This is a genomic window from Mesorhizobium sp. M0808, assembly GCF_040320025.1.
Classification (GTDB): domain Bacteria; phylum Pseudomonadota; class Alphaproteobacteria; order Rhizobiales; family Rhizobiaceae; genus Mesorhizobium.
Window position 1 is genome coordinate 22,421 of sequence record NZ_JAMYOX010000051.1, and the last position, 10,454, is coordinate 32,874.

Genomic DNA, 10,454 nt, shown 5'->3' on the forward strand with positions numbered 1-10,454 from the left:
AGGCGGCGGCGTGTCAGCCGATGACGCCCATGATATCGGCTTCCTTCATGATCAGAAGGTCTTCGCCATTGAGCTTGACTTCGGTGCCCGACCACTTGCCGAACAGGATGCGGTCGCCGGCCTTGACGTCCAGCGGGACGAGCTTGCCGGCTTCGTCACGGGCGCCGGAACCGACGGCGATGATCTCGCCTTCCTGCGGCTTTTCCTTCGCCGTATCGGGGATGATGATCCCGCCGGCGGTCTTCGCTTCGGACTCGACGCGGCGAACGACCACGCGGTCATGCAGCGGCCGGAAATTCGACTTTGCCATTTTTGGATTTCCCTGGTGCGGATGTTGAACGGTTCTCCGTTGCCGGAGCGTGGTTAGCACTCACCAGAAGCGAGTGCTAACGCGGCAGTGAGATAGGCCGTAGGCTCCTGCTAGTCAAGACGGAAGAGGGACGGGCGAAGAGCAAGATTTTAGAACGGCGCGGAAGCACCGGGCTCCTTCACGTGAGGAGTAAGCTCTTTCTGCATCTTTGCTGCCACTCGCTCGTCCCCTCCGGCTCAAGACCATCTCCGGCAGCGGCGCCTGCCTGGTGTGGCCGGAGGAGAAGGGCCTGAATGGCAGTTCGCCCAGTGACTTTTCGGCGAAGAGCGCCGCGCGGATATCCTCCGGGTCGGCGCGCATCAGGAAGCAGATCATGCTGCTCTGACCCCTGAAAACTGGACTGTTCGAAAGTGGAGCTTTCCGCGGTAGCGTCCCTTGGCGGGGAGGAGCGGAGAAGGCATCGAAGTTTTCGGACGCGCAGAAGGCGTTTATTTTGAAGTAGGGAGCGGACGGGATTCCTGTCGCGGAGATCTGTCGGCGGGCGGGAATCAGCCAGACGACCTACTTCAACTGGCGAGGTTGGCCGGACACGCCGCAGCCGGGGCGCGCGGCCGCAAAGGAGGCAGGAAATTCGCGCTCACCAAGACGGATATTCGCCCCGCGCAGTCTGCTATGTGGCTCAATGCGACACTTCCGACCCCGATCTCTGCTAAGAACTCGGGATTGAGCGCGTCATCTTAAACCGATATGCCGGCCCAAGGATGAACTTAGAGCATGCGGAAGCGGGTGCTGGGTCATACCCTCGAAGTACTGACCGATTACACAACATCGTAAAGACAAAACGGCAGTGGTGGCAGCCGTGTTAAACAAGCGGCTCGTCGAAGGTAAAAAAACGTGCAGCACGAAGATCCTCATCCGTCCGCTCCAACGACGCTTGCCCCGCTTCGGAACCAGGCATTTCGCTCGATCTGGACGGCCACACAAATCTCCAGCTTGGGGTGGCTCGTGCAAACGGTTGCCATCAGTTGGCTGATGGTCACCATTTCGGCTTCCGACCTGATGGTTGCACTCGTGCAGGCCGCATCCACATTGCCGGTATTCTTCCTCTCAATCCTCGCGGGAGCCATCGCCGACAACTTCAGCCGCCAACGGCTTCCTGAGGCGGATCACGTCTCAAAACAGGCTGGTGGCGTTCGCCTCTGTCGCTTGCGCAGCATGTTGCCTTTCACTGGCACTGACCTCGTCGGTTGCTGTGGCAGCAATTTTTATGGCGCTCGGGGGCGCGGGTTGGCTGATCACCTGGACGGGCATTGACGTGTCGGTGCAGTTGGCAAGCCCAAGGTGGGTAGTCGGCCGCACGCTCTCGATCTACTACGCCTTGAGCGCTGGCGGTATGGCCGCCGGCAGCTGGATCTGGGGGTCCGTCGCGCAGAACTACTCCTTGACCTGGGCTTTGGAGGGTGCCGCGGGGGCTCTGTTGCTGGTTGCAGCAGCGGGGATACTGTTGCCGATACGTCCATGGGAAGAAACGGATCAGGAAAGTTCGGATTTTCCCGCCCCGGAGCTGGCGCTCGATCTGAAGCCAAGGAGTGGCCCGATCGTTGCCAAGGTCGACTATTTCATATCCGAGAAGAATATCGACGCCTTTCTCGGCTGCATGCGCACAAAGCGGCACGCTCTTAGCCGTGCCGGCGCACGAAACTGGACGCTCCAACGAAACCTTCAAACGCCTTCGGTTTGGACAGAGACATTCCGCACGCCCACCTGGATGGACTTTCTGCGTCTGAACCATCGGCTCACGGCCGCGGATAAGGAAGCAGACGAACATCTTCTCGCGCTGCATGATGGCGAACTTCCTCCGCACACAGTGCTTTCGATCGAACGAACGACCGAGGCAGCTCGTACCCGCTCAACAGTCTTTTCTCGTCCTCCGAGGTGACGTCGTGATGAGCTGTTAGCCGATGAACAGACGCGATCACCCCTGGGCTTTGGCCTGAACGCGCGCCAGTGAGCGTGACACGCACTAACGTTTGATCTCGAGCGTTGCTGGCGGGCTCATCTCGAACCTGCCCTGTTGGGCCGACCTCGCTGAAGCGAGGCAGGGCCATAACCGCGAGCTTCCCAGTATTTGAGTTCGTGTTGAAATGGTGCGCGTTCGACGGGGCCTGCTTTGTCGGCGAAATGTCTGATTTGACTGGCTTAAGCCAATGCCGCTCGTACCACACAAAGGCTGTGGGAGAGGCCCTTGTTGCTGACCTATCAAATCGTTGATGTTTTCACGCGAACGCGGTTCGGCGGCAATCCGCTAGCAGTGGTGCTCGGTTCGGACAACTTGACAACTGATCAGATGCAGGCGGTTGCACCGGAGTTCAACTCCTCCGAGACGAGCTTTGTCTTGCAGCCGGCCGATGCGCACCACACGGCTCAGGTGCGTATCTTCACGCCGACGCTGGAGGTGCCGTTTGCGGGTCATCCGACTATCAGCGGGGCTTTCGTGCTGGCCGGTGCGGGCAACGGCGCCAAGGGGAAGAGTTTGTGTCCGAGGAGAAAGCCGGCTGGTTCATGTAGGCATCGTATGGGACGGTGTTCGCCAGCTGAAGACAGCCGAGGACCTGGTCGCCGAGAGCAGGGGTGCATCGTTGTGTCTCGACATACGCGGCCAAATGCATCGCCGCCAACGCCTCGATCCGGGTGTTGCGGCGCACGGGACGGGAAAAGCGCAGCACCCAATCGGAGTGCGTCTGCGCCATCAGATTGCAAGCTCGATGCTTCGCGCGGAGGCCGTCACCAGATGCAGCGCCAGGTTCTGGCTGACCTTCGGTTGCGGGGAGCGAAGCAGGGAAATGTCCAGCACGGCAGCCAATCCGCCATTGGTGTCGAAGATCGGCGCGGCAGTGCAGGAGAGCGGCGTATGGGTCGTATCGAAATGGCCAGTCTGATGGATGGTCATCGCCTCGCCGGTGCTGATGCAGGAGCCGACGCCGCATGTTCCGGTGCGGCTTTCCGACCACTCGGAGCCGAGATAGAGCCCCGCCGAGCGCAATTGTCCATGAAGAGCGGATCGCCGAGGAAGTCGACGGTTACGCCCTTTGCGTTTGCCAGGAGCAATACAATACATAGTTCTGGCCCGCCACCTGCTTGAAAAGCGTTTCCAGGCCGCTACGGGCGATCGCGATCAGTCTTTCGGACTGCTCGCGATGTTCGCGAAGCTGTGTTTCGGGAACGATATAGGCTTCCGCCGGCCGGGCTGGGCCAGCCACGCGTCCTCCTCCCAGACAAGGCCTACTCGGCCCGAAGCTGATGAGGTGGAACGGCCCTTCTCAAACGGCATCGAATGCCTAACGTGGTCGTGTTGAAACGCCACAAAAAGGAAGGACCGCTCCATGGAGAAGATTACCACAGTCGGGCTTGATCTGGCCAAATCCGTTTTTCAAGTTCATGGCATAGCCGAAGAAGGACCCGTGATTGTACGCCGTACACTGCGTCGGTCGCAGGTTCTGGACTTCTTTCGCAAGTTGCAGCCTTGCCTCGTGGGTATGGAAGCTTGTGGCAGCGCGCATTATTGGGCTCGGGAAATTCAGGCCCTGGGTCATACGGTTCGGATGATGCCACCCGCATACGTGAAGGCCTACCTCAAACGCAACAAAACCGATGCTGCAGACGCTGAAGCTATCTGCGAGGCAGTCACGCGGCCGACCATGCGCTATGTTCCGGTAAAAACACAGGACGAGCAGGCTGCCGGAATGGTGCTCAAAGCGCGAGATTTGCTTATCCGCCAGCGCACTCAAACAATCAATGCCCTGAGAGCTCATCTTGCCGAACTGGGCATTGTCAGGGCGACCGGTCTGGTCGGAATCGTCCGCCTTGCCGCCATAGTACGCGACGACAGTGACCTGAGATTGCCGGGTGCAGCGCGAATGGCTTTGGAAGAGCTCGTTGAGCAAATCGAGACCGTGACGGCACGCATTGAAAGGCTCGATCGAAAAATCCTTGAGGCTATAAGAAAAGATGACAACGCCCGACGCTTGACGGCGATTCCCGGCGTGGGTCCGATCATTGCGGCGACCGTCCGGGCAGTAGTCCCTGATCCTGCCGGCTTTAAAACCGGTCGGGACTTTGCTGCCTGGATTGGGTTGACACCACGCGCACATTCCAGCGGAGGAAAAGAACGGATCGGTTCGATCTCAAAGCGCGGAAACCAGCAATTGCGCACGCTGCTTGTCGCTGGAGCAACGTCGGTCCTCAAGCTCGCCCGTCGTGGCCTCCAGGCATCACCATGGATAGCGGCGATGATATTGCGCCGCCCGTTCAAGGTTGTCGCGGTCGCTCTCGCAAACAAGATCGCGCGCATCATCTGGGCTCTTCTCGTTCACGGCGATAACTATAGAGGAGCGAAGATGATCGCCCAAGCTTAGGTTTTAGAGCTTTCTGGCCAGTCGGTCGGAGAGGCAGGCAAGGTGCCAATTGTGATGACCCAACGGGACGACATCCCGAAGCAAATCAGACCGCAAAATCGCAGGCGCGTTACAGCGCGAGAAGCTGATTAGGCGATTTGCTCCGCGGATCTCATCGTGACCGTGGCTGCCAGAAAACAGGCCGGACATATGACTGCACCGTCCATATTTGGGAAATACATGAGGAAATATCTTGCCAAGCGGGCCGTTCCACATATGCGATTTTGGCCAACTTGCGGAACAATCGGAGAACTTCACGGCTTGCTCTCCTCGGGTTGGAGGAGCATGGCGACATTTTCGGGGGCAAATTTGAATCCTCTGCGGTCGGGAATTCGCTCAGCGGAGATCGAGTAGCGTGGCCGCTTTGGATCGATGCCGTGATCCGGAACCGTTCGCTTCCGGTGCGGAACTCGCGTCCGAAGTCCGAAGGGGCCAATCCGAATTGCTCTGCGAGAAGGGATGGTTCCGCAGCCACCTGGCTGCATTATCGACGCTGGGGTCGTCCAGAATGTCGACAACCGAGCGACGCTCGAGATCGACCATGATGGTCCCGTATCGTGTCGCGCGTCGCCAGCTCCAGTCATCGATGCCAACCACCCGGATCTCGGAGGCGCAGTGAGCAACCGCGGCATCACGCTTCAGTTGCCGCAGGATGGTGTCGTCGCTGACCGGCATGCCGAGCCGTTGCATGAGGCGCTCGCCAGGACGGCCGCCCGTGCTATGGCCGAGCAGGCCGACAATCTCCACGACCCTTGTCGTCCGGCGCGCATAAGGGGAAGCAACCGTCGGCAGTCGGTCGGTGAACGTTTGTCATTCACATTTCTCATGTGCGCATCGCCAGCGGCTCAGCAGGAGCCTCACCGTCACAGCCTTACCCTGGACCGGAAGGTCCTGAAGGCTGCGGCTGGACCACCCATGCCGATTTCGGCTTCGCCGTCCGCAATCGGGGCAAATGCCGATCGCTGGTCCGGCAGCGGAAACAACCCAACTGTCATCATCAGTGAGCTCGACGCCCAGAACTTTGACCCATGGGCCGGGCGACCATTTTGATTTCGTTCGCATGCCCGCCCATTAGCGATCTTGCCGCTAACAGCCGATGAACCACACAAAGTGAGAGCCAACTCGCAAGGGCGCTGCGGGAACTGTGCAGGATCGAGCGATCCATATTCATGATTGAATGGTACTCAAGCCCGGCACGCTGCCAAGCCGGCCTCAACAAGGGCGAAGCAGCACACAAGCTCAAGCGCGCCGTGTTCTTCCATGCGTAAGCGGTCAGCCGATAACGTCAGGCCTAAAGTTCCAAGGCATGAGCATTTCGATCTCGGATGCCGCCCATCCTTGAGCGATGCGGGTCAAGGTCTGCGAGAGCCAGTCGAGCGGATCGACGCTGTTCATCTTGCAGGTTTGCAGCAAGGTGGCTACCGTCGCCCAGGTTCGTCCACCGCCTTGGCTGCCGGCGAATAGACTATTCTTTCGCGTGATCGTCTGGGGCCTGATTGCACGCTCGACGATATTGGAGTCGATTTCGATGCGACCGTCCATCAGAAAGCGTTCCAGCGCCTCCCGCCGGGTGAGCGCGTAGCGGATCGCCTCGGCGGTTTTGGATTTTCCGGAGACCTTCCCCAGTTCCGCTTCCCATAGATCGAAGAGGCTCGCGACAATGGCCACGGACTTTTCCTGACGGAGCGCGGCGCGGCTTCCGGCATCCTTGCCGCGAACCTCGTCCTCGACCTTCCACAATTCGGTCATGGCGATGATCGAATCCGTCGCGGCCTGCGAGATCCCGCTGATGTGCAGGTCGTAGAATTTGCGCCGCAGGTGAGCCCAGCACCCGGCGAGCCGGATTGTTTCATTGCTGCCGGCTTTGGCCCGTGCCTTGACCAGGTTGGTATAGGCCGAGTAGCCATCCACTTGCAGGATACCGCTGAACCCGGCGAGGTGGCGCGCCACGCAATCTGCGCCTCTGCTGTCCTCAAAACGATAGGCAACCATTGGCGGACTGGTTCCGCCATAGGGTCGATCATCCCGTGCGTAGGCCCATAGCCAGGCTTTCGTGGTTTTCCCGGAACCGGGGGCAAGGGTGGGCAAGGTCGTCTCGTCGGCGAAGACCCTTTCGCCCTCCTTCACACGCTCGAGGATGTAATCGGCGAGCATCTGCAACTCAAAGCCCAGATGCCCCATCCACTGCGCCATCAGCGACCGGCTGATCTCGACACCGTCGCGCAGATAGATCGTCTCCTGCCGGTAAAGCGGAAGGCCGTCGGCGTATTTCGACACGGCGATGTAGGCGAGCAGCCGCTCCGTCGGCAGGCCGCTTTCAACGATGTGCGCCGACGCCAGAGCCTGGACCACGCCGTCACGGCCCCGGAAAGCGTATTTGGGACGGCGCGTGACGATGACCCGGAACTTCGGCGGCACGACGTCCAGCCGCTCGGATCGGTCCTCGCCGATCAGAACCTTTTCCAGCCCCTCGCAGTCGCCAGGGATTTCCGGCTCGATAACTTCCTCGATGCGTTCGAGGTGGGCAGCAAAACCCTTGCGCGGACGCGGCGCGCGCTTCGGCTTATTCCCGACCGCGCGGTCGAGTTCGCTCCGGATTTCCGAAAGGCCGGTCTCGACCTCTTCGAAGGCAAAGGAGGCCTGCTCGTCGTCGATGGCCAGGCGTAGCCGCTCGGAACGCGTGCCATGTTGCGTGCGCTGTAAAACTTTCAGGATCGACGTGAGATTGGCGATCCGCTCGTTGGCGCTCCTCTCGACGGCCTTCAGCCGGGCGACCTCCGCCTCGGATGCTGCGATCCGAGCTTCGGCGACTGCGATCCGGGCCTGGCTCGCAGCCTGCTCGCGAGCCATGGAAAGGATCATAGCCTTCAGCGCATCAACGTCGTCGGGAAGGGCAAGATCCGGTAGAACCATGGCAAGCAACAGAGCACAAAAACAGCCGCTTTCCCAACCGTTCCAGCCGCATGATTCATCTTGCCGCAGGCCGGTTTCAGCCCGTCGATAACGGCCGCCTGATCCTGGCCGGACGGATCTTTTTCCAGTCTAACCCGGCCAGAAGCGCCATCAGCTGGGCGTGGTCGAGACGCATGCGCGCGGCCGATATCGCAGACCAGCAGAAGCTGTGATCTTCCAGAGTCTTCGAATAAAGACAAACCCCGCTGCCGTCCCACCACACGATGCGAACCCGGTCCGCACGCTTCGAGCGGAACACGTGAAGCGCCCCCGAGAACGGGTCCAGGCCGCCATCCCTGACCAGCGCCATCAAAGATGCCGCGCCCTTGCGGAAGTCGACAGGCTGGCACGACACGTAAACCACCACACCGGAAGCGATCATGCCTTGCGAACCGCGCGGATGATCCTCGCCAGGCGATCGGGATCAACATCGCCGCCGGCGCGCACCACGGCATCGCCAATGACGATTTCCACCATGTCGCTGCCCATCGCTTCAAAGCGCGTGAACTTCGCCGGCTTGCTCGCTCCCTCCGTCAGTGGCGCAACCATGCCCGACGAAAGCGCCTTGCGGCGCCATGCATAGAGCTGCGAGGGGTCCAGCCCCTCGGAACGCGCAACTGCCGACACATTACCCCCTGGCGAGAAGGCTTCGGCGACAAGCCGTGCCTTCTCTTCGTCCGACCGATGGCGCGGCTTGCGTCGGGACGGCACAGGCTCCGCCGTCAAAATCTCGAATGTTCGATGATGGCTCATACTGTCGCTCACGGGATTCTCCGCATGATTCATGCTGAAAATGAGCGATCAACCGCCTGCACGCTACGTGGGGATGCCTACGCGCTTACCCATGAGCGAGGCGAAATTCGCGATCGTTCGTTCGAGAGCCAGGCGTTCCGCGCATCCGGACTCAACCTCGTCGTCAGCGCGATCGTACACTGGAACACGGTCTATCTCGACCGCGCGGGCCACACAGTTGAAACGAGGGGGGCGAAACATTCCAGATAGCTGTTGATGCATATCTCGCGCTGAGTTGGGAACATATCAACCTGACAGGCATCTACACCTGGGACACCGAGCATCAGATGCCCGAAGGCTTTCGAACCCTTAGGCTACCGACCCCAACCCGGCGAGCCATGAGTCCACAGGGATCGTATGCGCCGGTTTCCGCACTATGGCATAGTTCACGCTCTGTTCCCCGTTAGCGTACGAGATTTCGCACTGCTCTTGTTCTGCCCCCATTCTGTTGCTCCGAAATGATTTTTCCGCTTGGCATGTTAAATGCAAGTCATCGACAAACGCGCTCACACTGAGCAGAAATTGTCCATGACCACACAAAAACGGACCATTCCGGTCTGCGAGGCTACTCATGTGTAATCAGGCTGTTAACAGCTTATGGCTCGATCGTTAAATTGGCTGCGTCCACCTAAACAGAAGGACTCAAAAAATGACTTATCCCGTGGGTTCGCCGTCGGATGGCTCTCTGAAAGAATCTATCGAAGCAAATGGCCATCATAATCCTCGATTTCATGGCATTGATCACATAGCTTTGGCGGTTCATAAACTAGACGACGCTATCGACCTGTTTCAAGATGTCCTTGGTTTTAAGCTTAGGCGGCGATTGCATATAAAAGGTAAGAAGACTGGGATGGTGTGTGCGGACATGGTTCGGAACGACATGTGCTTTGTGCTTTGCCAAGGCACAGAGCCAGAGTCGCAGGTGTCTCAACTTGTCCAAAACTACGGGGTTGGTCTAGCTCATGTTGCATTATCTGTCGACGATGTGTCGGCGGCGGTCAATACGCTTAGAGCGCGGGGATTGTCGTTCGACACGACTATTATTGAAGGACCTGGCCTAACACAAGCATTCTCTTCTCGATGCGCTAATACGGGGATAAGTTTTGAACTCATCCATCGGAACGGAGAGGAAGCATTTCTTGAAGACAACGTACAAGAGCTTTTCGAGCAGCTTGAGCAGTCGGGAAAATACTGATCAAAGAGGTGTGGCCCCCCGGGTTTCGCGATCCGACTTCAGGCGCGCCCGCCGGCCTACCAGGGTCCCGCAAGACTGATCGAAGGTGGCATTCCAACTGGACGAAAGGAAAGCGTCACCTGATCTGCGCCGGGCACGGTGAGCTGCCACTGAACTTTCATTCAGCGGCGATCCCCGACCTGTTACGCCGTGGGCGCGGGTTGAGCAATCGGCGAGGACTTCGATCAGCGTACCTCCACCGCCCGGATCGCCACGGTATCACCTTTAGAGCTTTCTGGCCTGATCCTGGCATCGTCCTGTCCGACAACCCGCCCGCGCGCGACAAACTCGAACCTTCCTCAGATGCTTACGTCCAATGTCCGACAATGTCGGACACTAGTCATCTTAGTAGCGCCACGTAATTGTTTCGGCACGATTTTTCCTTTGGCACGGCACTTGCGTGGACATGTGTATCTGGGTCGCGGTTGAGGAGAAAAATCCAGTCAGCTCTAGGTGTGCGTGGACGCAGGTTGCCAGCTTCATAGGGTGCGAGTCCTCTCGCTTTGAGAGGCGGCTCAGCTTCGAAGACATGCACTCAGGCGCGCAGCATGGATTCATCAATCAAACGATGGGTGCTTTTTGATCAGCTTGATCATTCTGGCGAATAAACCGTGAAAATGCGTGAGCCTTTGGGCCTCAATGATGTCGTCGCTCTGAGACTGGTGTGGTCCTCAGCTCGCCGATAGTCCTACGCAGGGTTCGATGTTGGATC

The 10,454-nt window shown here is 59.1% G+C and carries 6 protein-coding genes and 9 pseudogenes; 8 read left to right on the forward strand and 7 right to left on the reverse strand.

The features are described 5' to 3' along the window. Nucleotides 1–13 precede the first annotated feature (13 nt). A complete protein-coding gene (groES, locus tag NKI25_RS32175) occupies nt 14–310 on the reverse strand; it encodes a co-chaperone GroES (RefSeq protein ID WP_352517372.1) in 297 nt (98 codons plus the stop codon). A gap of 400 nt (nt 311–710) precedes the next feature. Between groES and NKI25_RS32180 the strand changes: the two are divergent. From NKI25_RS32180 to NKI25_RS32195, 4 pseudogenes are all read left to right on the forward strand, one after another. After that, nucleotides 711–887 (forward strand): annotated as a pseudogene (locus NKI25_RS32180) (transposase); the annotation flags it as partial. Between the two features lie 5 nt (nt 888–892). Next, nucleotides 893–1,144: pseudogene (locus NKI25_RS32185) on the forward strand (hypothetical protein); the annotation flags it as partial. Between the two features lie 60 nt (nt 1,145–1,204). Beyond that, a pseudogene (locus tag NKI25_RS32190) lies at nt 1,205–2,249 on the forward strand (MFS transporter). 309 nt (nt 2,250–2,558) lie between these two features. Beyond that, nucleotides 2,559–2,834 (forward strand): annotated as a pseudogene (locus tag NKI25_RS32195) (PhzF family phenazine biosynthesis protein); the annotation flags it as partial. Between the two features lie 184 nt (nt 2,835–3,018). Here NKI25_RS32195 and NKI25_RS32200 read toward each other — a convergent pair. Beyond that, a pseudogene (locus NKI25_RS32200) lies at nt 3,019–3,561 on the reverse strand (sigma-54-dependent Fis family transcriptional regulator); the annotation flags it as partial. A gap of 132 nt (nt 3,562–3,693) precedes the next feature. On the opposite strand from NKI25_RS32200, the gene NKI25_RS32205 reads away from it, so the two are divergent. Then, on the forward strand, nt 3,694–4,725 hold the full coding sequence (locus NKI25_RS32205; RefSeq protein WP_352508243.1) for an IS110 family RNA-guided transposase: 1,032 nt from the start codon (nt 3,694–3,696) through the stop codon (nt 4,723–4,725). Between the two features lie 293 nt (nt 4,726–5,018). On the opposite strand, the pseudogene NKI25_RS36600 reads toward NKI25_RS32205, so the two are convergent. Further along, nucleotides 5,019–5,239, reverse strand: a pseudogene (locus NKI25_RS36600) (hypothetical protein). Next, nucleotides 5,221–5,826, reverse strand: a pseudogene (locus tag NKI25_RS32210) (transposase family protein); the annotation flags it as partial. The pseudogenes NKI25_RS36600 and NKI25_RS32210, both read right to left, overlap by 19 nt. A gap of 50 nt (nt 5,827–5,876) precedes the next feature. Here NKI25_RS32210 and NKI25_RS32215 point away from each other — a divergent pair. After that, nucleotides 5,877–6,026: pseudogene (locus NKI25_RS32215) on the forward strand (Tn3 family transposase); the annotation flags it as partial. 10 nt (nt 6,027–6,036) lie between these two features. On the opposite strand, the gene tnpC reads toward NKI25_RS32215, so the two are convergent. The 3 genes from tnpC to NKI25_RS32230 all read right to left on the reverse strand — a co-directional run bounded on the left by tnpC (nt 6,037) and on the right by NKI25_RS32230 (nt 8,481). Then, complete coding sequence (tnpC, locus tag NKI25_RS32220; RefSeq protein ID WP_353000450.1) at nt 6,037–7,677, reverse strand: IS66 family transposase; 1,641 nt, start codon at nt 7,675–7,677, stop codon at nt 6,037–6,039. 76 nt (nt 7,678–7,753) lie between these two features. After that, nucleotides 7,754–8,098 (reverse strand): IS66 family insertion sequence element accessory protein TnpB, encoded by a 345-nt coding sequence (tnpB, locus tag NKI25_RS32225; RefSeq protein ID WP_258597190.1) that lies wholly within the window; start codon nt 8,096–8,098, stop codon nt 7,754–7,756. Next, entirely contained in the window at nt 8,095–8,481 is a 387-nt protein-coding gene (locus tag NKI25_RS32230; RefSeq protein ID WP_352611277.1) for a transposase, read from the reverse strand. Before NKI25_RS32230 ends, tnpB begins: the two co-directional genes overlap by 4 nt. A 78-nt stretch (nt 8,482–8,559) precedes the next feature. Between NKI25_RS32230 and NKI25_RS32235 the strand changes: the two are divergent. Both NKI25_RS32235 and NKI25_RS32240 read left to right on the forward strand, forming a co-directional pair. Continuing rightward, a pseudogene (locus NKI25_RS32235) lies at nt 8,560–8,915 on the forward strand (Tn3 family transposase); the annotation flags it as partial. A 242-nt stretch (nt 8,916–9,157) separates the two neighbouring features. After that, on the forward strand, nt 9,158–9,703 hold the full coding sequence (locus NKI25_RS32240; protein ID WP_352508242.1) for a VOC family protein: 546 nt from the start codon (nt 9,158–9,160) through the stop codon (nt 9,701–9,703). Nucleotides 9,704–10,454: the final 751 nt, after the last annotated feature.

Bases quoted from the DNA above. Each gene is read 5' to 3' on its own strand.
- NKI25_RS32240 (WP_352508242.1), top strand. From the start codon at position 9,158: ATGACTTATCCCGTGGGTTCGCCGTCGGATGGCTCTCTGAAAGAATCT.
- tnpC (WP_353000450.1), bottom strand. From the start codon at position 7,677: ATGGTTCTACCGGATCTTGCCCTTCCCGACGACGTTGATGCGCTGAAG.
- groES (WP_352517372.1), bottom strand. From the start codon at position 310: ATGGCAAAGTCGAATTTCCGGCCGCTGCATGACCGCGTGGTCGTTCGC.
- tnpB (WP_258597190.1), bottom strand. From the start codon at position 8,098: ATGATCGCTTCCGGTGTGGTGGTTTACGTGTCGTGCCAGCCTGTCGAC.
- NKI25_RS32205 (WP_352508243.1), top strand. From the start codon at position 3,694: ATGGAGAAGATTACCACAGTCGGGCTTGATCTGGCCAAATCCGTTTTT.